Raw genomic sequence first — 24141 nt, forward strand, 5'->3', positions numbered from 1 at the left:
GATCTTTGGATGCTCAAGCCTGCTTCAGGCAGGCGGCGAGATGCTCGGCCAGAGCATCCCAGGCAATGCTTTGTTGTTCGCTGTCGTCGCGCAGCGGCTTGCAACCTACCACGCGCTTGGCCAATTCGTCGTCCCCCAGGATCAGCGCGTAGCGGGCCCCGCTCTTGTCGGCCTTCTTGAACTGGCTCTTGAAGCTGCCGGCCCCGGCATTGACCACCAGGCGCAGGTCCGGCAGGGCGTCACGCAGCTGCTCGGAAAGGCCTAGAGCTGCCAATTCGGCAGCTTCGCCAAAGGCACAGATATAGACATCGGCCGGGCTGTTCAGCTCGTCCGGTACCAGGCCAAGGGTCTCCAGGAGCAGCACCAGACGTTCGACACCCATGGCGTATCCCACGCCCGGAGTCGGCTTGCCGCCGAACTGGGTCACCAGACCGTCATAACGGCCGCCAGCACAAACGGTGCCCTGGGAACCGAGCTTGTCAGTCACCCACTCGAAAACGGTGCGGCTGTAGTAGTCCAGGCCACGCACCAGCTTCTGGTTGATCTCGTAGCGGATACCCACTGCATCAAGGCGCGCCTTGAGCCCCTCGAAGTGGGCGACGGACTCTTCGTCCAGGTAATCGTGCAGGGTCGGCGCATCCACCAGCAGCGCCTGGGTACCACCATTCTTGCTGTCGAGTATGCGCAGCGGGTTGGTGGTCAGGCGGCGCTGGCTGTCTTCGTCCAGCAGGTCATAGCGCTCTTGCAGGTAGGCCACCAAGGCGTCACGGTAGCGGGCGCGGGCCTCGCTGGAGCCCAGGCTGTTCAGCTGCAGGGTGACGGCGTCGGCAAGGCCGAGCTTCTTCCACAGGCGCCAGGTAAGCACGATCAACTCGGCGTCGATGTCCGGCCCCGGCAGGTTGAAAACTTCCACACCCATTTGGTGGAACTGACGGTAGCGACCCTTCTGCGGCTTCTCGTAGCGGAACATCGGGCCGGCGTACCAGAGCTTCTGCACCTGGCCACCGCCGGTAAGGCCATGCTCGAGCATGGCGCGCACGCAACCCGCAGTACCTTCGGGGCGAAGGGTCAGGGACTCTTCGTTGCGATCGAGGAAGGTGTACATCTCCTTGTCGACAACGTCCGTGCCTTCGCCGATACCGCGGGCGAACAGCTCGGTGAACTCGAGGATCGGCAGGCGGATTTCCTTGTATCCGTAACCATCCAACAGCGCTGCCAGGGTATTTTCCAGATAGCGCCAGGTAGGCGTCTGCTCCGGCAGGATGTCGTTCATGCCACGAATGGCTTGCAGGGTCTTGCTCACGAAGGTTCCTTATTTCAGCTGCGGGCGATGAGCGCCGCGTCAGCTTCGGCCTTTTCGGCCGCCTTTTCGCGAATGAGCCGTTCCAGCTCATCCACCAGGTTGTCGTTATTCAGCTTCTGCGCGGGCTTGCCATCGATGTAGATCAGGTTGTTTGGCGTGCCGCCGGTGAGGCCGATATGCGCCTCCTTGGCTTCGCCCGGGCCGTTGACCACACAACCGATCACGGCCACATCCAGCGGAACCAACAGGTCCTCGAGGCGGCCTTCCAGCTCGTTCATGGTCTTGACCACATCGAAGTTCTGACGCGAGCAACTCGGGCACGCGATGAAGTTGATGCCGCGGGAGCGCAGGTGCAGGGACTTGAGGATGTCGAAGCCGACCTTCACCTCTTCCACCGGGTCCGCCGCCAGGGAGATGCGGATGGTGTCGCCGATGCCGTCAGCCAACAGCATGCCCAGGCCAACCGCGGATTTGACGGTGCCGGAACGCAAGCCACCAGCTTCGGTAATGCCCAGGTGCAGGGGCTGCACGATCTGTTTGGCCAGCAAGCGATAGGCTTCGACGGCCATGAAAACGTCGGAGGCTTTCACGCTGACCTTGAAGTCCTGGAAGTCCAGCTTGTCGAGATGCTCGACGTGACGCAGAGCGGACTCCACCAGGGCCTGTGGGGTGGGCTCGCCGTACTTTTTCTGCAGGTCCTTCTCCAGCGAACCGGCGTTGACGCCGATGCGGATCGGAATGCCTTTGTCACGGGCAGCGTCGACCACGGCCCTGACTCGGTCTTCACGGCCGATGTTGCCGGGGTTGATGCGCAGGCAATCAACGCCCAGTTCGGCTACGCGAAGGGCGATCTTGTAGTCGAAGTGGATGTCCGCCACGAGCGGCACCTGAACCTGCTGCTTGATGCGGCCGAAGGCTTCGGCGGCGTCCATGTCCGGCACTGAGACGCGAACGATGTCGACACCGGCATCCACCAGGCGCTGGATCTGGCCCACGGTGGCTGCGACGTCGCAGGTATCGGTGTTGGTCATGCTCTGCACGGCGATAGGTGCATCACCACCCACCGGCACCGAGCCGACCCAGATTTTCCGCGATACGCGGCGTTTGATCGGGGATTCGCAATGCATGGCTTATTGCCCCAACTTCAGGCGTGCGGTCTCGCCGCGGACGTGAGGCGATACATCGACCGACTGGCCGTTGTAGCTGAGCTGAGCGCCACGGGCAAAACCCAGGCGAACTTCCAGCGGCGCCTTCCCGGCCAGTTCCAGGCTGTCGCCAGTACGCTTGAGGGCACTGACCAGCACCTTGCCGTCAGCGTCAGTGACCTGGGTCCAGCAGTTGGCGGTGAACTGGATGCGCACCACTCCCTGCCCCTGTTGGGCTACCACGGGTGCCGCGGGCTGGGCAGTGGGCGCCGGGGTTGCAGCGGGTGCTACCGGAGCGACAGGAGTAGTCGTTGGCGCGACAGCAGACGCACTGGGTTCGATGGCGGTCGGCGCGGGGGGTTGTGCAACCGGAACGCTCGGCGCTGCGACAACGACCGGAGCCTGAGGCGAAGCAGTGGTAGCCGGCGCGGTCTCGCCTACCGGAGCAGTCGGGGCAGTGCCTTCGGCGGCCGGTTGCTCGGGTTGGGCGGCCATTTCCGGCGAGACTTCGGCGGGGGTCGGTGCCTGACCATCCTGAGCTTCAGCTACAGCCTGATCTTCCGGCTCGTCGAGGGGGTGGATCTGGGTAGTGCCGTCGGCACTTTCCACTTCCACATGCTCCATGCTCACGCTGGACGCTTCCTCGTTGTTGCGGCTGGAATGCTCCTGCCACCAGAAGAAGCCGACCGCGCCGAGGGCGACCAGGATAATGAAGCTGACGATACGCAACACACTCTGGGACAGGCGCACCGGCTCTTCGATGCGGCCCAGGCTGTGCACGCTGCTGCCGTTGGCATCGGTGCCGGTGTAATGGTCGAACTCGGCAACGAGGGCGGCCTGGTCGATACCCAGCAGTTTGGCGTAGGCACGCACGTAGCCACGGGCAAACGTGTGCCCCGGCAGTTGTTCGAAGTCGCCCGCTTCTAGCTGGCGCAGGGACTGTTCGGTCAGGTTGAGGTTACGGGCGACCTCGCCCAAGCTCCAATCCTTGCCTTCACGGGCCTGACGCAGGGTCTCACCGGGGTTGGCGCGGGTCGCCGCTACTGCTTCGGGATGCGACGCTTTCATCATTGCTCCGACAGGTATTGCTGATATTCCGGCGTGCCGGGATAAAGGCGCTTGAGTTGCAGACCGAGGCTTGCAGCCTGGTCGCGATCTTCGAATATGGTCGCCAGGCGCGATCCGAGCAGCAGGCTGCTAGCCGTCTGCGGAGCGATCTGGGAGTAGCGCTGGTAGTAGTCGCGGGCCGGCACGTACTGTTTCTCGCTGAAGGACAGTTGGGCCATCTCCAGCAGCGCCATGGGCTGCTGGCGGTTCAGGCGCAGCGCCTTGTCGAAATGCTGCTTGGCCAGGGCCGGGTTGTTCATCTTCATGGCGGTCAGGCCCAGGTTCTCGAACACCCGAGAACGCTCGGGGTAGAGGTTGTCCTCGGTGGCCTGCTGGAATCGCTCGTAGGCGTCTTTGTAGCGCCCCTGCTCGAACAGGAACGTCCCGTAGTTGTTGAGGATGCGCGAATCGCTTCGCGATGACAGGGCCTTGCGGTAGTGCTGGTCAGCCAGCTCCGGCTCCATCTCGGTCTGGAACACGAGGGCGAGGGCCGCATTGGCATCGGCGTTGGACGGGTCCATTTCCAGGGCCTTCTTCAGCGGCACCTTGGCGCGCTCGGTGGCGCCTTGCTTGAGATAGCCGATGCCCAGGTCGATATAGGCATCGCGTGCTGCGTCACGGCCCTTGTCGGTCTTCATCGGATCGACCTGTCCGGTCGACACGCAGGCCGCGAGCAATGCGGAGGAAACGAGGAGCAGCGCAGCGCGCAGGGTCATGGGGTGTCCTTCTCTAGTTCCGGTTCACGGCGTTGCTGGACGCCTCCGCTTCGGCATTCAGCTGGCGCACGGCAATGTAGCGTTCGCTGCGACGGGTACGGTCCATGACCTGGCCGACCAGTTGGCCGCAGGCGGCATCGATATCGTCGCCGCGAGTGGTGCGGACGGTGACATTGTGCCCAGCCTTGTGCAACAGGTCCTGGAAGCGGCGAATCGCATTATTGCTGGGCCGCTCGTAGCCTGAGTGCGGGAAGGGGTTGAACGGAATCAGGTTGATCTTGCAAGGGAAGTCCTTGAGCAACTCGATCATCTGTACGGCATGTTCGGGCTGGTCGTTGACGTCCTTGAGCAGGGTGTACTCGATGGTCAGCACGCGCTTCTCGCCGAGGCGGGAGATGTAGCGACGGCAGGAATCGAGCACCACAGCCAGGGGATACTTCTTGTTGATCGGCACCAACTGGTTGCGCAGCGGGTCGTTCGGCGCGTGCAGCGACAGCGCGAGGGAAACGTCGATCACCTCGCCCAGCTTGTCGATCATCGGCGCCACGCCCGAGGTGGACAAGGTCACCTTGCGCTTGGAAATGCCATAACCGAGGTCGTCCATCATGATGTTCATGGCGGCGACCACGTTGTCGAAATTCAGCAGCGGTTCGCCCATGCCCATCATCACCACATTGGTGATGGCACGGTCGATCTTCGCGGGGATGGTCCCGAAGGACTTGTTGGCGATCCACACCTGGCCGATCACTTCGGCGGCGGTGAGGTCGCTGTTGAAACCTTGCTTGCCCGTGGAGCAGAAGCTGCAATCCAACGCGCAGCCGGCCTGGGACGAGACACACAGGGTGCCACGGCCGCCCTGCGGGATATAGACGGTTTCGACGCAGCTACCGGAGGCCACGCGGACCACCCACTTGCGGGTGCCATCGCTGGAGATGTCCTGGCTGACCACTTCCGGACCGCGAATCTCGGCAGAGGCCTTGAGCTTGTCGCGCAAGGCCTTGCCGATATTGCTCATGGCGTCGAAATCATCGACGCCAAAGTGGTGAATCCACTTCATCACCTGGCCGGCACGGAAGCGTTTCTCCCCGATGGACTCGAAGAAGCTTTCCAGTTGCGGCTGGGTCAGGCCCAGCAGGTTCACTTTACCGGTCGATTCAGTCATGGCTTCACCCTCTCCCAATCGCGATTAGCGAATGCGAGCGCACACCTCGGTGGCGGCGAAGAAGTAAGAGATTTCGCGAGCAGCAGAAGCCTCGGAATCCGAACCATGTACGGCGTTTTCGTCGATGGAAACGGCGTAGTCAGCGCGGATGGTACCGGCGTCAGCTTTCTTCGGATCGGTAGCGCCCATCAGTTCACGGTTCTTGGCAACGGCGTTCTCGCCTTCCAGGACCTGAACGACAACCGGACCGGAGGTCATGAAAGCAACCAGATCCTTGAAGAAGCCGCGCTCTTTGTGCTCGGCGTAGAAGCCACCGGCTTCGCGCTCGGACAGTTGCACCATCTTGGCGGCAACGACGCGCAGACCGGCTTTTTCGAAGCGGGTGATGATCTCACCGACCACGTTCTTGGCAACGGCGTCCGGCTTGATGATGGAGAGAGTACGTTCGACAGCCATGGAAAACTCCAGAAACAAGGATTAAAGCGAAAAATTAAACCCGCGAATTATACGCGGGTTAGGGGGAAATGCGTAGGGCCGGAACCCGGAGGTGGAGAGCCGGTCAGTCGGCTTCCTCGATCCAGGCAGCCTGGATGGCCTCGAGCACCTTCTCGCCGCCACGGTGCGGGTCGTCGGAAAACTCCGGCAGGGCCAGGACCCAGTTGTGCAAGTCGACGAAATTGACATAGCGCGGGTCGACATCCGGCTTGGCTTCAGCGAGCTGGATGGCGATTTCCAGCACGTCGGTCCACTTCAAGCTCATGCTCAATGCCCCTCGGAAACCTGGTTGATGGTGTATTTCGGGATCTCCACCACCAAGTCCGCTTCGGCGACGAGCGCCTGGCAGGACAGACGGGAATTTGGCTCCAGGCCCCAGGCCTTGTCCAGCATGTCGTCTTCCAGTTCGTCGGAAGCCTCCATGGAGTTGAAGCCCTCGCGCACCACTACGTGGCACGTGGTGCAAGCGCAGGACTTCTCGCAGGCGTGCTCGATATCGATGCCACTACGCAGCGCGGCATCCAGGATACTTTCACCCGGCTGCGCCTCGATCACGGCACCCTCTGGGCAATGCTCGGCGTGAGGCAGGAAGATGATCTGCGGCATTTCTGGGTCAATCCTCGATTTCATTGAGTCGGCGGCCGGCCAGCGCGGTCTTGACGGCGGCATCCATACGACGCGCGGCGAAGGCATCAGTCACCTGGGACAGGCGCTTGACCTGTGCTTCGATGGCGACGACATCAGTGCCGATCGCCAACTCGCGCAGGGTTTGCATGCTATCCAGGATCGCGGCCCGCTCGGCATCATCCAGCAGGCGCTCGCCATCGGCATCCAGGGCGGCCTGAACGGCCTCCAACAGGCGCTCGGCCTCGACCTGCTGCTCGCGCAGGGCTCGCGCATTCTTGTCCTCGCCAGCGTACTGGAAGGAGTCCTGCAACATGCGCGAGATCTCGCCATCGGTCAGGCCGTACGACGGCTTGACCTGGATGCTCGCCTCGACGCCCGAGGCAAGCTCGCGGGCGGTAACACCCAACAGGCCATCGGCATCCACCTGGAACGTCACGCGAATCTTCGCCGCCCCCGCCACCATGGGCGGAATGCCACGCAGCTCGAAGCGCGCCAGAGAACGGCAGTCCTTGATCAGCTCGCGCTCACCCTGGAGCACGTGAATCATCATGGCCGTCTGGCCATCCTTATAAGTAGTGAAGTCCTGGGCACGCGCCACCGGAATGGTGGTGTTGCGCGGGATCACTTTCTCCATCAGCCCACCCATGGTTTCCAGGCCGAGCGACAGGGGAATCACATCCAGCAGCAGCAGCTCTTCGCCGCGCTTGTTGCCCGCCAGGGTATCGGCCTGTACGGCAGCGCCGATAGCCACGACCTGATCAGGATCGATGTCAGTCAACGGCTGGCGACCAAACATCTCGGCCACAGCCTCACGCACTCGCGGCACGCGGGTAGAACCACCCACCATGACCACGGCCTCGACTTCGTCTTGCTCGATACCGGCGTCACGCACGGCGCGGCGGCAGGCTTTGAGACTGCGAGCCACCATGGGCTCGATCAGGGTGTCGAAGCACTCACGAGTCAAGATACCGCGCCAGTCGCCGTAGGCGAGCTCGACACTGTCCGAATCGGTCAGGGCCTCTTTGGCATCGCAGGCGGCCCGCAGCAGGCTGCGCTGGGCACCCGGATCAAGATCAGAGGAAAGGCCGGCCTGCTGGACCATCCAGCCGGCAATGGCATGATCGAAATCATCGCCGCCCAAGGCGCTGTCGCCACCGGTGGCCATGACCTCAAACACGCCGCGGGTCAGGCGCAGGATGGAAATATCGAAAGTGCCGCCACCCAGGTCATAGATGGCAATCACGCCTTCGGCCTGCTTATCCAGGCCATAGGCCACCGCAGCGGCAGTCGGCTCATTGAGTAGGCGCAGCACATTGAGACCCGCAAGGCGCGCGGCGTCCTTGGTGGCCTGGCGCTGGGCCTCGTCAAAGTAGGCGGGCACGGTGATCACGGCACCTACCAATTCGCCCCCGAGGGTCTGCTCGGCGCGCTGCCGCAGGGTTTTGAGAATGTCAGCCGAAACTTCCACCGGGCTCTTGGCACCCTGGACAGTCTCGATGAAAGGCATGTGCGATTCGCCACCAACGAAGCGGTACGGCAATTGTTCGCCGAGTTGCTTCACGTCTTCCAGGCCACGCCCCATGAAGCGCTTGACCGAAATGATGGTATTCAGCGGATCACTGGACGCAGCCTGCTTGGCACTGCGACCGACTTCGACGCGGTCTGCGTGATAGCGGACCGCGGATGGCAGGATGACCTGCCCGTCGGAATCCGGCAGGGGCTCGGCAACACCGCTGCGCACAGCAGCGACCAGCGAGTTGGTAGTACCCAGGTCGATTCCCACCGCCAGGCGGCGCTGGTGCGGCTGGGGGCTCAGTCCGGGTTCGGCGATCTGCAGTAGGGCCATGCTTGTCTATTTATCAGGCGTACCGGCAACCAAGACGGCATCGCGGGTTAATCGTCGAGGCGCTCTTCCAGTTGGCGCACTTCGTGGGTCAGCTTGTCGAGGAACTGCATGCGACGCACCAGGCGCTCGGCATCTTCGCGGCGAGCAGGGTCATCCCAACACTCAGCGAAATCACCATCCAACTCGGCCTGGGCAACCTTTAGCCGGCGCTTGAAGGCGCCAACGCCCTCCAAGTCAGCACTGTCGTGCAAGTCCTCCAGCTCTTCGCGCCACTGCATCTGCTGTAGCAGGAACTGTGGATCCTGCACCGTCACCTCAAGCGGAAGCTCTCGCCCTTTCAGCGCCAGCAGGTATAACGCCCGCCGCGGCGCACTCTTGAGCGTCTGGTAAGCATCGTTGAGCTGGGCTGCACGCTCCAGCGCCAAGCGCTGTTCGCGCTCGGAAGCATCAGCGAAACGATCAGGATGGACGGTACGAGCCAGCTCACGGTAACGCGCCGCAAGCTGGTCCAGATCCAGTCGATGACCCGGCTTCAGGTCGAACAGAGCGAAATGACAGGGAGTTCCCACACACGCCTCAGACGTTGAAGCTCTCGCCGCAGCCGCATTCGCCACGTACGTTCGGGTTATTGAACTTGAAGCCCTCGTTGAGCCCTTCGCGAACGAAGTCCAGCTCGGTCCCATCAAGGTAGGTCAGACTCTTGGGATCGATGATCACCTTGACGCCGTGACTCTCGAAGACCATGTCATCCGCAGTCAGCTCGTCGACGAACTCCAGCACATAGGCGAGACCGGAGCAGCCAGTCGTACGCACCCCCAGACGGATACCTTCACCCTTGCCGCGCCCCTCAATGGAACGCTGCACGTGACGGGCGGCAGACTCAGTCATGCTGATGGCCATTGCAACTCCTTACTCGTTCGAGCGCTTAGAGCAGACCCTTCTTCTGCTTGTAGTCGTGGACGGCCGCCTTGATAGCGTCCTCAGCCAACACCGAGCAGTGAATCTTCACTGGAGGAAGAGCCAGTTCTTCGGCGATGGTGGTGTTCTTGATGGCCGCTGCCTCGTCCAGGGTCTTGCCCTTCATCCACTCGGTAGCGAGGGAGCTGGAAGCGATGGCGGAACCGCAGCCGTAGGTCTTGAACTTGGCGTCTTCGATCACGCCTTGCTCGTTGACCTTGATCTGCAGACGCATCACGTCGCCGCAGGCCGGCGCGCCGACCATGCCAGTGCCCACATCGGGGTCCTGGGCGTCGAGCTTGCCGACGTTACGCGGGTTTTCGTAGTGATCGATGACCTTGTCGCTGTATGCCATGGTAACTATTCCTCACTCATCAGGGTGGCGTCAGTGCGCCTGCCATTCGACCTGGGACAGGTCGACGCCCTCTTTATACATATCCCACAGCGGGGACAGTTCACGGAGCTTGCTGACCGCTTCGCGCACCTTGGCAGCGGCATAGTCCACTTCCTCTGCGGTGGTGAAACGACCGAAAGTGAAGCGAATGGAGCTGTGCGCCAGCTCGTCATTGCGACCCAGGGCGCGCAGCACGTAGGACGGCTCCAGGGAAGCCGAGGTGCAAGCGGAGCCGGAGGAGACCGCAAGGTCCTTGAGCGCCATGATCAACGACTCGCCTTCGACGTAGTTGAAGCTGACGTTCATGTTGTGCGGCACGCGAGCAGTGGCACTACCGTTCAGGTAGAGCTCTTCCATGCCGTCGATCTGAGCCCAGAAACGATCTGCCAAAGCCTTGATGCGCACGCGCTCGGCGGCCATCTCCTGCTTGGCGATATGGAAGGCTTCACCCATGCCGACGATCTGGTGGGTTGCCAGGGTGCCAGAACGCATGCCGCGCTCATGGCCACCACCGTGCATCATGGCTTCCAGACGCACACGTGGCTTACGGCGTACGTAGAGCGCGCCGATGCCTTTCGGGCCATAGGTCTTGTGCGCGGAGAAAGACATCAGATCAACCTTGAGCTTCTCCAGGTCGATCTCCACCTTGCCGGTGGACTGGGCGGCATCGACATGGAAGAGGATGCCGCGGGCACGGGTCAGCTCGCCGATGGCAGCGATGTCGTTGATGGTGCCGATTTCATTGTTCACATGCATGACGGAGACGAGGATGGTGTCGTCACGCAGAGCTGCCTCGACCATGGCCGGGGTGATCAGGCCATCTTCGCCCGGCTCGAGATAAGTCACCTCAAAGCCTTCGCGCTCCAGCTGGCGGGTGGTGTCCAGCACCGCCTTGTGCTCGATCTTCGAGGTGATGATGTGCTTGCCCTTGCCGCTATAGAAGTGCGCCACGCCCTTGATGGCGAGGTTGTCGGACTCGGTAGCACCAGACGTCCAGACGATTTCTCGCGGATCAGCGTTGACCAGCTCTGCCACCTGACGACGGGCGTTCTCCACCGCCTCTTCTGCTTTCCAGCCGAACACGTGGGAACGCGACGCCGGGTTGCCGAAGTTGCCGTCCACCAGCAGGCAATCGCTCATCTTCTGAGCGACGCGCGGGTCCACTGGCGTAGTGGCGGAGTAGTCGAGGTAAATCGGCAATTTCATCGGGGCTCTCCTATCAGGTATCGGGGCCAATCACGGGCCGGCGCCCTGCTCAATCGATGGCGGACGCTTCAATCTTATCGAGGTGCGGCATCCTGCCATTGCTTCCACAGCGGCGTTGATCCTGCCGCTGAGCGACCTCTTGCACCTCGCGACGGTTGACCAGGTCGGCCAGACTGATGCCACTGAGGAACTCATGGATCTGCAGGCTCAGATCACACCAGAGGTGGTGGGTGAGGCAGGTATCACCGGAGTGGCAATCACCCAGACCCTGGCAACGGGTGGCATCCACCGACTCGTTGACCGCATCTATTACCTGGGCGACATGAATGCCGTGCATATCACGGGAAAGCTGGTAGCCACCACCGGGACCTCGCACACTGCTGACCAGGTTGCCGCGACGGAGCTTGGCGAAAAGCTGCTCGAGATAGGACAGGGAAATGCCCTGCCGCTCGGAAATATCCGCCAGGGACACCGGCCCGTGCTGCGCATGCAGCGCCAGGTCGAGCATGGCGGTGACGGCGTAACGGCCTTTGGTGGTCAGTCGCATGGTGAGTACCACGGGATCGCTGGAATGCAGCGAGTATGCAATTCCCGACTATTTAAGTCAACTATAAGCCTGATCAAATCAGTCGGGATTAAATCTTGCGGGGGCGTGGATAATATCAGAGGCACACCCCGTTAGCACCCTAATAATCCGACCTCGACTGCCGGAGCAAGGCCGAATGAATGCAACTCAACCGACCGACTTGCGCTGTTCATCCTTAACGCCGGCAAAGTCCTCGTCGCGCAGTTCCGGCAGTGCCTTGGCGCAGTAGTCGCTACCCAGCGCGGTCAGCGCCTTGCACATGCCATCCAGGCGCTCATCCACCGCCTGCACATGATCCAGCAACTGGCCGATAGCGCGCGCCACAGGGTCGGGCATGTCCTGACCGAGACCATAGGCATCGAAGCCGAAGCGCTCAGCAATCGCCTGGCGCTTGGCCTCTTGCTCCGGATCAGCCTTGACGATGATCCGACCGGGAATACCCACCGCAGTGGCGCCGGCCGGCACCGCCTTCGTCACAACGGCATTGGAGCCGATCTTGGCGCCGGCACCCACCGTGAATGGACCAAGCACCTTCGCACCCGCCCCCACCACCACGCCGTCTTCCAGCGTCGGGTGGCGCTTGCCCTGATTCCAACTGGTACCACCCAGCGTCACGCCCTGGTAGAGGGTGACATCGTTGCCAATCTCGGCAGTCTCACCAATGACGATTCCCATGCCATGGTCAATGAAGAAGCGACGACCAATCTTCGCCCCCGGATGGATCTCGATACCGGTCAGCCAGCGACTGAAGTTCGACACCAGGCGCGCCAGCCACTTCCACCCGGCGATCCACAAAGCATGGGCTGCGCGATGCAACCAGATGGCGTGTAAGCCTGGATAACAAGTGAGCACCTCGAAGGCATTGCGCGCAGCCGGATCACGGTGGAATACGCTTTGAATGTCTTCTCGAATGCCGTCGAACATCACTTGTCACTCCGCTTGCTTGCATCGCCCCGCGCGGCTTTCTGGGTTTCCGTCAGGATGCCGCGCAGGATGTTCATTTCCAGCTTGCTGATGCCACTGCGCCCATATAGCCGACGCAGCCTGGACATCAGGTGCCGGGGCTTCTCGGGATCGAGGAAGCCGATCTCCACCAGGGTGCTTTCCAGGTGTTCGTAGTAACGCTCAAGCTCATCGACGGTGACCGGCTGAGCATTGAGCATGGCTGTGGTTTCAACCTTCTCGACCTTGCTCGGCAGTCCTTCCTGCTCCAGCCAGGCCATGCGCACTTCATAGACCAGCACCTGCACGGCGGCGGCCAGATTCAGCGAAGAGAACTCCGGATTCGAGGGAATGTGCACATGGTACTGGCAGCGCTGCAGCTCCTCATTGGTAAGACCCGCATATTCGCGACCGAATACAAGGGCGACCTCACCGCCGACCTGCACCTGCTCAACGGACGTCTTGCCACACTCGCGCGGATCGAGCAACGGCCAGGGTATGCGGCGATCTCGGGCACTGGTGCCAACAACCAGGCTGCAGCCCACCAGCGCCTCTTCGAGGGTACCAACCACCTGGGCACCATCCAGAATGTCATCAGCACCGGATGCGCGAGCACGAGCCTCCGGGCTCGGAAAGTCCACAGGATCGACCAGCACCAGCTTCGTCAGGCCCATGTTCTTCATGGCGCGGGCGGCACCACCGATATTGCCGGGATGGCTGGTATTGACCAGCACCACGCGAATGTTCTGCAGCAACGCTCTAGCCTCTCAGCCGAACTTAAAAGGAGCAGAGAATCTTACCGGACACCCCGACGCAACGCCACGAATCACGCTGCCTCCCCTGCCTGCCCGCAGCTTTTTCTGCTACCATGTGCGGCTTTCTTCTTTAACGACCCAGGTGAACTCCCCATGCAGCCTATGCTGAATATCGCCCTGCGCGCCGCTCGCAGCGCCGGTGAACTGATTTTCCGCTCGATTGAGCGCCTGGACGTTATCTCCGTCAACGAGAAGGACGCCAAGGACTACGTCACCGAGGTCGATCGCGCTGCAGAACTGGCCATCGTGCATGCCCTGCGCAAGGCCTACCCGAACCACAGCATCCTCGGCGAGGAAGGTGGCCTGCTGGAAGGCAAGGGCGAGGGCGCCGACTACCTGTGGATCATCGACCCCCTGGATGGCACCACCAACTTCATCCGCGGCGTTCCGCACTTTGCCGTCAGCATCGCCTGCAAATACAAGGGCCGCCTGGAGCACGCCGTCGTCCTGGACCCGGTCCGCCAGGAAGAGTTCACCGCGAGCCGCGGTCGTGGCGCCGCCCTCAACGGCCGCCGCCTGCGCGTCAGCCCGCGCAAGAGCCTGGAAGGCGCCCTGCTCGGCACCGGCTTCCCCTTCCGCGATAGCCAGATCGACAATCTCGACAACTACCTGGGCATGTTCCGCAGCCTGGTGGGCCAGACCGCCGGCATCCGCCGCGCCGGCTCCGCCAGCCTGGACCTGGCCTATGTTGCGGCTGGTCGCTTCGACGCCTTCTGGGAGTTCGGCCTGTCCGAGTGGGACATGGCAGCGGGCGCCCTGCTGGTGCAGGAAGCCGGCGGCCTGGTGAGTGATTTCACCGGCGGCCACGACTTCCTCGAGAAGGGCCATGTGGTCGCAGGCAATACCAAATGCTTCAAGGCAGTGCTGACCGCCATCCAGCCACATCTGCCGCCTTCGCTGAAGCGCTGATCGCGCTTCACGCAACACAAAAAACCCGGCCTCAGCCGGGTTTTTTGTTGTCTGGAAGCGCCTTACTGCTGCACGCCGGCACCACCGCCCTGAGGCTGGACGTCGCCACCCACCTGCCCCAGGATCAACTGACCTTCCTTAGTGACCGGAATCTGCCGGCCCGGATCATGATCCATGCGCACCTGGCCGACCTTACCGTCCAATTGATACTTCACGTCATAGCCCACCAGCTTTTCGCTGGTGTCGGTGACGGTCTTGCAGCGGGTTTCGGTGGTGGTATAGGTGTCACCTTCCTGCATATGCTCCTGCACCTTGTTGCCAGCATAGCCACCACCCACCGCACCAGCGACGGTCGCGATCTTCTTGCCCGAGCCACCACCAACCTGGTTACCCAGCAGGCCACCTGCCACCGCACCAAGGACGGTACCGGCGATCTGGTGCTGATCCTTGACCGGGCGCTGGCGAGTCACTGCCACATCGTTGCAGACCTCACGCGGCGTCTTCACGGTTTCATTGATCGGCTGAACAGCGAGCACCTCGGCATACTCCGGACCGCTATTGCCCACCAAACTGTAAGTGGCCACAGCGCCGCCGGCAGTCACGCCAACCGCACCCAAAACAGTACCGATTAGCATCGACTTGTTCACATGAACCTCCTGACTCTTCCATAACGGGCTTGCATGCCCTGCTCACTGCCTTGGATAGAGGAAACCAAGTCGAGTTCCCGATCACGTAGGATTATTCCGATAAATGGGACGACAGTCTCATACACCAGAAATGACAAGGCCCGACAAGTGCCGGGCCTCAGACATAGCGCTTGCGCTCCTCAGGGACGATCGTCCACCTCGGCGGTGTTCGCCGGCGGAATCAAGTCTTCCGAGGACAGCCCCAGCCAGATCAACACTGGAGCACTGATGTAGATGGAGGAGTAGGTACCCACCACAACACCAACCAGCAGCGACAGCGCAAAACCATGCAGGCTATCGCCGCCGAAGATCAGCAGGGCGAACAGCGCCAGAGCGGTGGACATCGAAGTGGCGATTGTCCGCAGCAGCGTCTGAGTGCAGGACACGTCGATGTTCTCGATCAGGTCAGCCCGGCGCAACACGCGGAAGTTTTCGCGGATACGGTCGAAGATGATGATGGTGTCGTTGAGCGAGTAGCCGATCATCGCCAGGACCGCAGCCAGCACGGTGAGGTCAAAGGGTACCTGGAAGAATGCCAGGATCCCCAACGTGACGATCACGTCGTGAACCAACGAGGCCACCGCGCCCACACCAAACTTCCATTGGAAGCGGAAGGCCAGGTACAGCAGGATGCCGCCCAGTGCCAGAAGCATGGCCAGGCCACCCTGGTCACGCAGCTCTTCACCCACTTGGGGCCCGACGAACTCGACACGTTTTAGCTCGAACTTGCTCTCGGCATCCACCTTGCGCAGGGCGTCGGCAATCTTGTTACCGAGTTGCGGATCATCACCAGCCAGGCGCACCAGCACGTCCGTGGACGCGCCGAAACTCTGCACCACCGCATCCTCGAAGCCCGCCTCACCAAGCTCGCGCTTGATCAGCTCGAGATTCGCCGGTTGCTCATAGGACAACTCGATCAGCGTACCGCCGGTGAAGTCCAGGCCGAAGTTCAGGCCCTTGGCGAACAGGCTGCCAATACCGATCAGGCTAATGATCACAGTGATGGCGAACGCAACGTTGCGTATCGCCATGAAACGAATGGTTGACTTGATCATGACAGGCCTCAAATCCACAGTTTCTTGAAGTTGCGGCCACCGAAGATCAGGTTGACCAGGCCACGGGTGAACATGATGGCGGTGAACATCGAGGTGATGATCCCCAGCGACATGGTCACGGCAAAGCCCTTGATCGGACCGGTGCCGAGGGCGAACAGGATGCCGCCCACCAGCAGGGTGGTGAGGTTACTGTCGATGATCGCCGAGTAGGCGCGATCGAAGCCTTCATGGATCGCGCGCTGCACCGACAGTCCGTTCGCGAGTTCCTCACGAATCCGCGAATAGATCAGCACGTTAGCGTCCACCGCCATCCCCAGGGTCAGCACGATACCGGCAATACCCGGCAAGGTCAGGGTTGCACCGATCACCGACATCAGACCAACCAGCAGCACCAGGTTGAATGCCAGGGCGACGGTGGCCAGCAGCCCGAAGAAACGGTAGATAGCCATGATGAACAGCGATACGAAGACCATCGCCCACTCAGTGGACTCGATGCCTTTGACAATGTTCTCGGCACCCAGGCTCGGGCCAATGGTGCGTTCTTCCGCGAAGTACATTGGCGCAGCCAGACCACCCGCGCGCAGCAGCAGGGCCAGCTCGGACGACTCGCCCTGGCCGTCCAGGCCAGTGATACGGAACTGGCTACCCAGCGGCGACTGAATGGTCGCCAGACTGATGATCTTCTTCTCTTCCTTGAAGCTCTGTACCGCTACTTCCTTCTGGACGCCATCGACATCCTGGGTCACATAACGGGTAACCGGACGCTGTTCGATGAAGATTACCGCCATGCTGCGCCCCACGTTATTGCGGGTAGCACGACTCATCAAATCGCCGCCGTGACCGTCAAGACGGATGTTCACCTGAGGGCGACCGTTCTCGTCATAACTGGCCTGGGCGTCGGTAACCTGGTCCCCGGTGATAATCAAGCCCCGCTCCAGCGGTACCGGCGGACGACCCGGCTCACGGAACTCAAAGAGCTCGGTGGAGGCCTTGCTGGCGGTCGGCTCAGCAGCCAAACGGAACTCGAGGTTTGCAGTCTTGCCAAGGATACGCTTGGCTTCGGCGGTGTCTTGTACGCCCGGCAGCTCAACGACGATGCGGTTGGCACCCTGGCGCTGCACGATCGGCTCGGCCACACCCAGCTCGTTAACGCGGTTGCGGACGGTGGTCAGGTTCTGCTTGATCGAGTATTCACGAATCTCTGCCAGCTTGGCCTGGGTCAGGGTCAGCTGCAGGACCTGCTGACCACCACGCTCAGTGGTGGCCATATCGAAGTCGGTAAAGCTCTTGCGAATCAGCGACCGGGCCTTGTCCAAGGACTCCTGATCAGAGAAGCCAAGCTGGAAGCCATTTTCCTGGGCCGGCAGACTGCGGTAGCGGACACGCTCCTTGCGCAGCAGGGCACGGACTTCGCCTTCGTATATCTTCAGACGCGCAGTGACCGCTTTCTCCATGTCCACTTCCAACAGGAAGTGCACACCACCGGAGAGGTCCAACCCCAGCTTCATCGGCGCGGCGCCGAGCTTGCGCAGCCAGTCCGGCGTGGTCGGAGCCAGGTTCAGGGCGACTACGTAATCATCACCAAGAGCCTTGCGCACCACGTCCTTGGCGGGCAGTTGATCCCCCAGCTTGGTCAGGCGCAGCAGGCCACCAGTCGCGCTGACGCTGGCGGATTTGAGTTCGATACCGGATTGCTTGAGGGCCTCAGCAGCCTTGTCCAGATCCGATTGCTGGATCTTCAGCGCGGTACTGGTACCGCTGATCTGGATCGCTGGGTCGTCCGGATAGAGATTGGGCGCGGAATAAACCAGGCCGATCGCCAGCACCGCCAGGATCAGAAGATATTTCCACAGTGGGTACTTGTTGAGCATGACTCCGCCCGTTATGACGCGGGGCGCCAGTTGGCGCCCCGTCGGTGTTGATCCATTAACCCTTTAGATGGCTTTCAGGGTGCCCTTCGGCAGGGTCGCCGCAATAGCCGCCTTCTGGAACTTCAGCTCGACGCTGTCAGAGACTTCGATGACCACGAAGTCGTCAGTGACCTTCGTGACCTTGCCGGCGATGCCGCCGGAGGTGACCACTTCGTCACCCTTCTGCAGGCTGCCCAGGAGGTTCTTGTGCTCTTTGGCGCGTTTGGCCTGGGGACGCCAGATCATCAGGTAGAAGATGACCAGGAAGCCGATCAGGAAAACCCACTCGAAACCAGTACCGGCGGGACCTGCAGCGGCGGCCGGTGCAGCGGCGTCGGCATAGGCAGCGGGAATCAGAAAGCTCATTTAGCACTCCTGTTACGGAAATTTGGAAAGTAATCGTTCTGGAAATCTGCGGCTTTATCAGTCCAGGGGCGGAGTCGGTAGTCCGCGCTTGGCATAGAAGGCATCGACAAAGGCGGCCAATTTACCCTGTTGGATAGCCTCGCGCAAACCAGCCATCAGACGCTGGTAATGCCGCAAGTTGTGGATTGTATTCAACATGCTGCCGAGCATTTCGCCGCATTTGTCCAAATGGTGCAGATAGGCGCGGGAGAAGTGTTTGCAGGTGTAACAGTCGCAGGTCGGGTCCAGCGGGGACTCATCATGCTTGTGCACCGAGTTGCGAATTTTCAGCACGCCGGTGTCGATGAACAGGTGGCCATTGCGCGCGTTACGGGTCGGCATCACGCAATCGAACATATCCACCCCGCGACGCACGCCTTCCACCAGATCTTCCGGCTTGCCAACACCCATCAGGTAGCGCGGCTTGTCCGCTGGCATCTGGCCAGGCAGATAGTCCAGCACACGGATCATTTCTTCCTTTGGCTCGCCCACCGACAGTCCGCCGATTGCCAGGCCGTCGAAACCGATCTCGTCGAGCCCCTCAAGGGAGCGCATGCGTAGTTCCTCGTGCATGCCACCCTGGACGATGCCGAACAGCGCTGCGGTGCTCTCGCCGTGGGCCGCTTTGGAGCGTTTTGCCCAGCGCAACGACAACTCCATGGAGCGTTTTGCGGTGTCGAAGTCTGCCGGATACGGCGTGCACTCATCGAAGATCATTACGATGTCCGAGCCGAGGTCACGCTGCACCTGCATGGACTCTTCGGGCCCCATGAACACTTTGGCGCCATCCACCGGAGAGGCAAAGGTCACGCCCTCTTCCTTGATCTTGCGCATCGCACCCAGACTGAACACCTGGAAGCCGCCTGAGTCAGTGAGGATCGGCCCCTGCCATTGCATGAAATCGTGCAGGTCACCGTGCCGCTTGATGACCTCCATGCCCGGCCGCAGCCAGAGATGGAACGTGTTGCCCAGGATAATTTGCGCGCCGATTCCTTCGATATCGCGCGGCAACATCCCCTTCACGGTGCCGTAGGTTCCTACAGGCATGAAGGCAGGTGTCTCGACGACGCCCCGGGGGAAGGTCAGGCGGCCGCGACGGGCCTTGCCGTCGGTGGCCAGCAGCTCGAAGTTCATCCGGCAGGTGCGCGTCATGCTTGGTCCTCGGGTCCGCGCGGGGCGGGATTGCGGGTGATGAACATCGCATCACCGTAACTGAAGAATCGGTAGCCCTCTTCCACCGCGGCGGCATAGGCAGCCATGGTTTCCGGGTAGCCGGCGAAGGCCGAGACCAGCATCAGCAAGGTGGATTCGGGCAAATGGAAGTTGGTGACCAAGGCATCGACCACATGAAAAGAACGGCCCGGGTACAAAAAGATGTCGGTGTCGCCGCTGAAGGCCTTGAGCTGGCCATCCCGTGCGGCGCTCTCCAGGGAGCGCACGCTGGTAGTGCCGACGGCGATTACCCGACCACCACGGGCGCGGCAAGCCGCCACTGCGTCCACCACATCCTGACCGACCTCAAGCCACTCGTGGTGCATGTGATGGTCTTCGATGCGTTCCACCCGTACTGGCTGGAAAGTGCCCGCCCCGACATGCAGGGTGACGAATGCACTCTCCACGCCTTTGGCGGCAATGGCCTCCAGCAGGTCCTGATCGAAGTGCAACCCGGCAGTAGGCGCGGCAACGGCACCCGCATGTCGGGCATAAACAGTCTGATAGCGTTCGCGATCCGCGTCGTCGTCAGGCCGGTCTATATAAGGCGGCAGCGGCATATGGCCGACCCGCTCCAACAATGGCAGCACTTCTTCGGCGAACCGAAGTTCGAAAAGCGCATCGTGACGGGCGAGCATCTCGGCTTCACCGCCACCATCGATCAGCAGGGTCGAGCCGGGCTTGGGCGATTTGCTTGAACGCACATGGGCCAGCACACGGTGGCTATCCAGCACACGCTCGACGAGGATCTCCAGCTTGCCGCCGGAGGCCTTCTGGCCGAACAGTCGTGCGGGAATCACCCGGGTATTGTTGAACACCATCAGGTCGCCGGGACGCAGGTATTCCAGCAGGTCGGCAAAGCGGCGATGGCTAAGGGAGCCCGTGTCACCGTCCAGCACGAGAAGGCGGCTGGCTCGGCGTTCGGCCAGGGGATGACGGGCAATCAGAGCTTCGGGGAGCTCGAAATGAAAGTCGGCTACGCGCATGGTGGGGGGTCGTATCGCAGGGGCGCAAATAGTACAGGAAATGGCCGTTCCTGACCACGGAGACGGATTGACCGCCTCAGAGCGCATCCCTATACTGCGCGCCCATCGTGCCTCGGTGGCGGAATGGTAGACGCGGCGGATTCAAAATCCGTTTCTGGCGACAGAGTGAGAGTTCGAGTCTCTCCCGGGGCACCACGATATCTTCAAGCCTTCTCCAGGCTTTCCCCTCTATATCCCCTCTACTTCCCGCTTGTCCGAGGCCCAATCAACCGCCTGTAAAGATTGGACTTACGGGGATTGGCAATTCCTTAAAACTTACGTAGAGTTGGGCAACTGTGTTTGCATGGGTCGCTGTTGAATCGTGACCTGATGCGGTAGATCACCAGATCCGCTACATCCCGCTCGACTTCTCTTACCTCTTTGCAACCAGTTCCAGCCCTTCTGGCTCGTGAGTGAACAGCAGGCTGTCATCAACTTCAGTTTCAAGGAAAAAGATATGTCGAATCGTCAAACCGGCACCGTCAAATGGTTCAACGACGAGAAAGGTTTTGGTTTCATCACCCCGGAAAGCGGCCCGGATCTGTTCGTTCACTTCCGCGCTATCGAAGGCTCCGGCTTCCGTAGCCTGAAAGAAGGCCAGAAGGTTACCTTCGAAGCCGTTCAAGGCCAGAAAGGCATGCAGGCTGACAAGGTCCAGGTCGTTAACTGATCTGAGCTTTTCGCCGAAAAGCCCCTGATGGAAACATCAGGGGCTTTTTTGTGCCCGCTGATCGGCTGTTAGAATGGCGCGCCCTCAATACGCCAAGAGTTCGCAATGCCGAAACATCAGCTGCGCCCCCAGGGCGATTTCCCCACTGCCGGGCTGGCTCGCCGCTTCGCTGCGATCTTCTACGACTTCCTGCTCTGCGTAGCACTGATCCTGGTTGTAGGTTTTGCCTACCAATCAATACGCATCCTGATTCACGGGGAAGCCCAGATGAGGCAACTTGCCGAGGCGGGTGGGCTTTCTGGCGACCCCCTGCTTGCCACGCTTGTCGTCTTCAGCCTGTTCGGCTTCTTCGCCAAGTTCTGGACCCACACTGGCCAGACCCTCGGCATGCAGGTCTGGAGTATCCGCGTGCAGAACAAGGACGGCTCAGCCATCAGCCTGTGGCAGGCACTGCTACGCTTCGTGATCGCGATCGGTTCCTGGCTGACGCTGGGGTTGGGCTTCTTCTGGAGTCTGTGGGACAAGGAAAATCGGACCTGGCACGATATCTACTCAGAGACCCAGGTGGTACGCCTTCCCAAGGGCACACACAAGAAATGACGACTCCAAGAACAAAGCCAATCCCGAGTGCGGGCGGGAGACCTTCGTTCAGACGGATTCAGGCCGAGGCGGCCAAAGGGCGAAAGCTGAAATAGAAGCGCAGGGCATCGATGAGGTCGGCGTATTCCGACGGTGGGGCTACCAGAGAGAAACCGGAGTCGTAGTGTCCGGGCGTTACATCCTCATGGCACCACTGACAGTTGGCGTAGAAATCTATGAAATGCAGCTGCCCGTCCTTGCCAGGAATCTTCAATCGCATGTCGAAGCGCGCGCCCACCAACATCGGCAGCTGACTGATCAGCATCAGCCCGTCCATGGAGACGTTGCCCAGGTAGCCCATGGGCTTGTCGGTAATGCGATTGAACACCTTCAGGTAGTAAGGCAGCTGATGGCGTTCGATATGGCGCTTGGTAGGCATGATATCAAATCGCTATAGGTGGCATTTCAGTATGAACCCATTGCCGCCACGGACCAACCTTCAATAACAGTCGCTGGCCACGCTCTCTGCCAGTGTGCGACGGAAGGTTTCGATCTGTTCATCAGTGTAGTACTGACGCTCACCGCGCTCGTCGAGACGATAGAAGGGACCGCCGTTACTCAGCTGACCCTGCTGTTCGCGCAGCTGGCTGCACCTTTTCTCTTGTTGCTCCCGCGCCTCCGCGGCCCGGCCAGCCGCGACCGCCTGCTCCTGGCGGCGCGCGTCGTAGAACTTCGCTGTACGTGCCTCGCGCTCGCGAGTCAGTTGGTCGCGCTCCACCACCTGGGGCTTCACCGTAACCGGCTTGGCACCTTCTCGCGGCGTCTCACTGAAATGAACCTGCCCCTGGGCGTCGGTCCATCGGTAGATTTCCGCGCCAGCGGCGACCGGAACCAGTAACAGGCAGCACAGCAGGTAACGCATTCCAGGGTTCCCTCGAATAGAGGCTCAGCTTAGTCGCGGCCCGTCGCAGCTCAAGCCAGCAACGACCGACGGCCGGGTTTCAGGTCAGAGTGGTGCGGCGCTGGACGCGTTGCTGCCCAGCCGACCAAGTTGCTGCAAGGTATCCAGGCGCGCCTTTGCCCGGTAGGCGTACTCGCTGGTGGGATAGCGCGCGATGATGAACTGGTAGGTTTGCGCCGCATCGACGAACAGATTCTGGCGTTCCAGGCACTGGCCGCGCAGCAGGGAAATTTCCGGCTGCAGGTACTGGCGGGAGCGGCTCTTGCGCTCGGCCTTGGACAGTTCGAGCATCACGTCCTCGCAATTACCCCTCTCGTAAGAGCGGTAGGCGTTGTTCAGGTGGTGGTCGAGGGACCAGCGGGTGCAGCCAACCATGGCTGCCAGCAGGGTCAGGATTAACAGGGTTCGCATGGGTAGTTCCTCCGTCCACCGGGATATCGGCCGAAAGCGCCGCTTCTTCAGGCCGCCGGGCGATCACGAAGTACGAAGCATAACCTCCGATTGGACTTGCGGGCGCGCGCCACAGATGGCCAGCAGCCACTGCTAGACTGCGTGGGTCGTCCAAGGCCCCGGTCATCATGCATTCCAAGCACCCTGCCCTCCTCGCCCTCTGCGTGTTGCTGAGCGCCTGCTCGCCTACCACGCCGCTTTTCATCGCCCAGGTCACCACCAACGAAGTGGTGGAATACAAGACCATGAAGAGCAAGCGCATGGCCGCAGCCGTGGAGGAAGAAGGCGACCTGCTCACTTACAGCGCCATGGCCATTCGAGATGCCAAGAGCCCGGAGGCGGAAGAGCTCTACCTGATCGGCTATCGCGACGACAAGTTCAGCGACAACGTTCGCGCAATTGCCCTCTACCAGATCGGCCTGATCTACATGAACCGCTTCAACGAGCAACGTGATGACATCAAGGCGATGGCCTACCTGGAACGAGTCCTCAACGAATTCCCCAGCAGCCGCGCAGCCGAGCGCACCGAAGCACGCATTCTGGTGATCCGCCAACGAGCGAAGGAGCCGGTGCAGAAGACCTCGCGCGAACTCCTCGCCACCTGGCAACCGAGCGATAACCTCGACCTCTACAAAGCAGGACTGGATCCGGACATGACCCTGCTGTCACGCCGTGCCGTGCTCAAGGATCGTGTAGCCGAAGCCGAGGAGTTCTACCTGCTGGCCCTGTCCGACGCGCACGTGCAACCGGACATCAAGCAGAAAGCGCTGTACCAGTTAGGCCTGATGTACCTGGCGCCGGACAACCCGCACGCCAACCGTGACAAGGCCATCGGCTACTTCCGTCGGCTGCTGGTGCAGTTCCCTGACAGCGACCTGGCCAGCAAGGCCTCGCGCCATCTTGATCAGGCCCTCAACCAGGACCATCCCTGAAGCCGTCCGGCGGGCCACCTGAAACAATTCAGCGGGTAGTGAAAAC

29 protein-coding genes and 1 tRNA gene are annotated in these 24141 nt (G+C 61.2%); 5 read left to right on the forward strand and 25 right to left on the reverse strand.

The window, feature by feature from the left end; all coding sequences use genetic code 11:
* Window positions 1–13: 13 nt before the first annotated feature.
* From hisS to trmJ, 16 genes are all read right to left on the reverse strand, one after another.
* The gene (hisS, locus tag FFS60_RS04560; protein WP_137821273.1) at window positions 14–1303 is read right to left on the reverse strand and encodes a histidine--tRNA ligase; all 1290 of its coding nucleotides are present in this window, start codon (window positions 1301–1303) and stop codon (window positions 14–16) included.
* A 14-nt stretch (window positions 1304–1317) separates the two neighbouring features.
* Window positions 1318–2430, reverse strand: coding sequence for a flavodoxin-dependent (E)-4-hydroxy-3-methylbut-2-enyl-diphosphate synthase (gene ispG, locus FFS60_RS04565; RefSeq protein ID WP_028628649.1), 1113 nt, complete (start codon window positions 2428–2430; stop codon window positions 1318–1320).
* Between the two features lie 3 nt (window positions 2431–2433).
* A complete protein-coding gene (locus tag FFS60_RS04570) occupies window positions 2434–3519 on the reverse strand; it encodes a RodZ family helix-turn-helix domain-containing protein (RefSeq protein WP_028628650.1) in 1086 nt (361 codons plus the stop codon).
* Complete coding sequence (pilW, locus tag FFS60_RS04575; RefSeq protein WP_028628651.1) at window positions 3516–4271, reverse strand: type IV pilus biogenesis/stability protein PilW; 756 nt, start codon at window positions 4269–4271, stop codon at window positions 3516–3518. The genes FFS60_RS04570 and pilW overlap by 4 nt, the downstream gene beginning before the upstream one ends.
* 13 nt (window positions 4272–4284) lie before the next feature.
* On the reverse strand, window positions 4285–5433 hold the full coding sequence (gene rlmN, locus FFS60_RS04580; RefSeq protein ID WP_028628652.1) for a 23S rRNA (adenine(2503)-C(2))-methyltransferase RlmN: 1149 nt from the start codon (window positions 5431–5433) through the stop codon (window positions 4285–4287).
* A 24-nt stretch (window positions 5434–5457) separates the two neighbouring features.
* Entirely contained in the window at window positions 5458–5889 is a 432-nt protein-coding gene (gene ndk / locus FFS60_RS04585; RefSeq protein ID WP_028628653.1) for a nucleoside-diphosphate kinase, read from the reverse strand.
* A 103-nt stretch (window positions 5890–5992) separates the two neighbouring features.
* A complete protein-coding gene (iscX, locus tag FFS60_RS04590) occupies window positions 5993–6193 on the reverse strand; it encodes a Fe-S cluster assembly protein IscX (RefSeq protein WP_028628654.1) in 201 nt (66 codons plus the stop codon).
* 2 nt (window positions 6194–6195) lie between these two features.
* Window positions 6196–6534 (reverse strand): ISC system 2Fe-2S type ferredoxin, encoded by a 339-nt coding sequence (gene fdx / locus FFS60_RS04595; protein WP_028628655.1) that lies wholly within the window; start codon window positions 6532–6534, stop codon window positions 6196–6198.
* Window positions 6535–6541: 7 nt separating this feature from the next.
* On the reverse strand, window positions 6542–8401 hold the full coding sequence (gene hscA, locus FFS60_RS04600) for a Fe-S protein assembly chaperone HscA (protein ID WP_028628656.1): 1860 nt from the start codon (window positions 8399–8401) through the stop codon (window positions 6542–6544).
* Window positions 8402–8448: 47 nt separating this feature from the next.
* Window positions 8449–8970, reverse strand: a complete 522-nt coding sequence (gene hscB / locus FFS60_RS04605) for a co-chaperone HscB (protein WP_028628657.1) — start codon at window positions 8968–8970, stop codon at window positions 8449–8451.
* Window positions 8971–8977: 7 nt separating this feature from the next.
* Window positions 8978–9301 carry an iron-sulfur cluster assembly protein IscA gene (gene iscA / locus FFS60_RS04610; RefSeq protein WP_028628658.1) on the reverse strand — a complete coding sequence of 108 codons (324 nt, stop codon included), beginning with the start codon at window positions 9299–9301 and terminating at the stop codon, window positions 8978–8980.
* 25 nt (window positions 9302–9326) lie between these two features.
* Window positions 9327–9713 (reverse strand): Fe-S cluster assembly scaffold IscU, encoded by a 387-nt coding sequence (gene iscU, locus FFS60_RS04615; protein ID WP_028628659.1) that lies wholly within the window; start codon window positions 9711–9713, stop codon window positions 9327–9329.
* A gap of 30 nt (window positions 9714–9743) precedes the next feature.
* Entirely contained in the window at window positions 9744–10958 is a 1215-nt protein-coding gene (locus tag FFS60_RS04620) for an IscS subfamily cysteine desulfurase (RefSeq protein ID WP_028628660.1), read from the reverse strand.
* 49 nt (window positions 10959–11007) lie between these two features.
* Entirely contained in the window at window positions 11008–11505 is a 498-nt protein-coding gene (gene iscR / locus FFS60_RS04625; protein ID WP_016491067.1) for a Fe-S cluster assembly transcriptional regulator IscR, read from the reverse strand.
* Between the two features lie 186 nt (window positions 11506–11691).
* A complete protein-coding gene (gene cysE, locus FFS60_RS04630; protein WP_028628661.1) occupies window positions 11692–12468 on the reverse strand; it encodes a serine O-acetyltransferase in 777 nt (258 codons plus the stop codon).
* Window positions 12468–13241, reverse strand: coding sequence for a tRNA (cytosine(32)/uridine(32)-2'-O)-methyltransferase TrmJ (gene trmJ, locus FFS60_RS04635; RefSeq protein ID WP_028628662.1), 774 nt, complete (start codon window positions 13239–13241; stop codon window positions 12468–12470). Before trmJ ends, cysE begins: the two co-directional genes overlap by 1 nt.
* Window positions 13242–13394: 153 nt before the next feature.
* On the opposite strand from trmJ, the gene suhB reads away from it, so the two are divergent.
* The gene (suhB, locus tag FFS60_RS04640; protein WP_028628663.1) at window positions 13395–14210 is read left to right on the forward strand and encodes an inositol-phosphate phosphatase; all 816 of its coding nucleotides are present in this window, start codon (window positions 13395–13397) and stop codon (window positions 14208–14210) included.
* A 62-nt stretch (window positions 14211–14272) separates the two neighbouring features.
* Here suhB and FFS60_RS04645 read toward each other — a convergent pair whose 3' ends face one another.
* The 6 genes from FFS60_RS04645 to queA all read right to left on the reverse strand — a co-directional run bounded on the left by FFS60_RS04645 (window position 14273) and on the right by queA (window position 20464).
* Window positions 14273–14857, reverse strand: coding sequence for a glycine zipper 2TM domain-containing protein (locus FFS60_RS04645; RefSeq protein ID WP_028628664.1), 585 nt, complete (start codon window positions 14855–14857; stop codon window positions 14273–14275).
* Window positions 14858–15036: 179 nt separating this feature from the next.
* Window positions 15037–15951 carry a protein translocase subunit SecF gene (gene secF / locus FFS60_RS04650; protein WP_137821274.1) on the reverse strand — a complete coding sequence of 305 codons (915 nt, stop codon included), beginning with the start codon at window positions 15949–15951 and terminating at the stop codon, window positions 15037–15039.
* A gap of 8 nt (window positions 15952–15959) precedes the next feature.
* Window positions 15960–17822 carry a protein translocase subunit SecD gene (gene secD / locus FFS60_RS04655; RefSeq protein ID WP_137821275.1) on the reverse strand — a complete coding sequence of 621 codons (1863 nt, stop codon included), beginning with the start codon at window positions 17820–17822 and terminating at the stop codon, window positions 15960–15962.
* Between the two features lie 63 nt (window positions 17823–17885).
* On the reverse strand, window positions 17886–18227 hold the full coding sequence (gene yajC, locus FFS60_RS04660; protein WP_028628667.1) for a preprotein translocase subunit YajC: 342 nt from the start codon (window positions 18225–18227) through the stop codon (window positions 17886–17888).
* 57 nt (window positions 18228–18284) lie between these two features.
* Window positions 18285–19400 carry a tRNA guanosine(34) transglycosylase Tgt gene (tgt, locus tag FFS60_RS04665; protein ID WP_162144819.1) on the reverse strand — a complete coding sequence of 372 codons (1116 nt, stop codon included), beginning with the start codon at window positions 19398–19400 and terminating at the stop codon, window positions 18285–18287.
* A gap of 14 nt (window positions 19401–19414) precedes the next feature.
* Entirely contained in the window at window positions 19415–20464 is a 1050-nt protein-coding gene (queA, locus tag FFS60_RS04670; RefSeq protein ID WP_028628669.1) for a tRNA preQ1(34) S-adenosylmethionine ribosyltransferase-isomerase QueA, read from the reverse strand.
* 109 nt (window positions 20465–20573) lie between these two features.
* Here queA and FFS60_RS04675 point away from each other — a divergent pair.
* The 3 genes from FFS60_RS04675 to FFS60_RS04685 all read left to right on the forward strand — a co-directional run bounded on the left by FFS60_RS04675 (window position 20574) and on the right by FFS60_RS04685 (window position 21773).
* Window positions 20574–20659, forward strand: a tRNA-Leu gene (locus FFS60_RS04675).
* A gap of 301 nt (window positions 20660–20960) precedes the next feature.
* The gene (locus FFS60_RS04680) at window positions 20961–21173 is read left to right on the forward strand and encodes a cold-shock protein (protein WP_016491057.1); all 213 of its coding nucleotides are present in this window, start codon (window positions 20961–20963) and stop codon (window positions 21171–21173) included.
* Window positions 21174–21278: 105 nt separating this feature from the next.
* On the forward strand, window positions 21279–21773 hold the full coding sequence (locus FFS60_RS04685) for an RDD family protein (protein ID WP_137821276.1): 495 nt from the start codon (window positions 21279–21281) through the stop codon (window positions 21771–21773).
* A gap of 58 nt (window positions 21774–21831) precedes the next feature.
* Here FFS60_RS04685 and FFS60_RS04690 read toward each other — a convergent pair whose 3' ends face one another.
* The 3 genes from FFS60_RS04690 to FFS60_RS04700 form a co-directional block, all read right to left on the reverse strand.
* Window positions 21832–22191 (reverse strand): PilZ domain-containing protein, encoded by a 360-nt coding sequence (locus FFS60_RS04690; protein WP_028628671.1) that lies wholly within the window; start codon window positions 22189–22191, stop codon window positions 21832–21834.
* A gap of 60 nt (window positions 22192–22251) precedes the next feature.
* Window positions 22252–22674: a DUF4124 domain-containing protein gene (locus FFS60_RS04695; protein WP_028628672.1), complete on the reverse strand. Its 423-nt coding sequence runs from the start codon at window positions 22672–22674 to the stop codon at window positions 22252–22254.
* 84 nt (window positions 22675–22758) lie between these two features.
* Window positions 22759–23124, reverse strand: coding sequence for a tol-pal system YbgF family protein (locus FFS60_RS04700; RefSeq protein ID WP_028628673.1), 366 nt, complete (start codon window positions 23122–23124; stop codon window positions 22759–22761).
* A gap of 167 nt (window positions 23125–23291) precedes the next feature.
* Between FFS60_RS04700 and FFS60_RS04705 the strand changes: the two genes are divergently transcribed.
* Window positions 23292–24095, forward strand: a complete 804-nt coding sequence (locus FFS60_RS04705) for a tetratricopeptide repeat protein (protein ID WP_028628674.1) — start codon at window positions 23292–23294, stop codon at window positions 24093–24095.
* Window positions 24096–24141 lie beyond the last annotated feature (46 nt).

The organism is Pseudomonas sp. D(2018), assembly GCF_005502555.1.
Lineage (GTDB): Bacteria > Pseudomonadota > Gammaproteobacteria > Pseudomonadales > Pseudomonadaceae > Metapseudomonas > Metapseudomonas resinovorans.